At 47.7% G+C, this 507-nt stretch carries 4 tRNA genes; all 4 read right to left on the bottom strand.

The features are described from left to right. Position 1: 1 nt before the first annotated feature. Positions 2 to 77 (bottom strand) — tRNA-Asn (locus KTH84_RS18995). 8 nt (positions 78 to 85) lie between these two features. Further along, positions 86 to 161, bottom strand: a tRNA-Asn gene (locus KTH84_RS18990). Positions 162 to 342: 181 nt separating this feature from the next. After that, positions 343 to 418 (bottom strand) — tRNA-Asn (locus KTH84_RS18985). An 8-nt stretch (positions 419 to 426) separates the two neighbouring features. Next, a tRNA-Asn gene (locus KTH84_RS18980) sits at positions 427 to 502 on the bottom strand. Positions 503 to 507 lie beyond the last annotated feature (5 nt).

Genomic DNA, 507 nt, shown 5'->3' with positions numbered 1-507 from the left:
TTGGCTCTCCCACCTGGGCTCGAACCAGGGACCTGCGGATTAACAGTCCGTCGCTCTACCGACTGAGCTATGGGAGATTAGTAGATGGCTCTCCAACCTGGGCTCGAACCAGGGACCTGCGGATTAACAGTCCGTCGCTCTACCGACTGAGCTATTGGAGAATCTGGAAAAGGATTTTAGGCAGGAAAGGGGGCTGGGTCAAGTCTTAATAATAGAATTAGTGAGAATATCTAATCGTTTGGTTTAAAAATATTCGAAACATTGATTTTATTAAAAATAATAGCAAAACTTTAAATGATTAGAAAAGAAAAAGCCCGCAATAGATGCGGGCTTTTAGAATCTTGGCTCTCCCACCTGGGCTCGAACCAGGGACCTGCGGATTAACAGTCCGTCGCTCTACCGACTGAGCTATGGGAGATTAGTAGATGGCTCTCCAACCTGGGCTCGAACCAGGGACCTGCGGATTAACAGTCCGTCGCTCTACCGACTGAGCTATTGGAGAATCTG

The organism is Acinetobacter sp. WU_MDCI_Abxb74, assembly GCF_025513915.1.
Classification (GTDB): domain Bacteria; phylum Pseudomonadota; class Gammaproteobacteria; order Pseudomonadales; family Moraxellaceae; genus Acinetobacter; species Acinetobacter calcoaceticus_C.
Note: the sequence above shows the minus strand (reverse complement) of the source record. Positions and strands in the feature narration are given on the sequence as shown.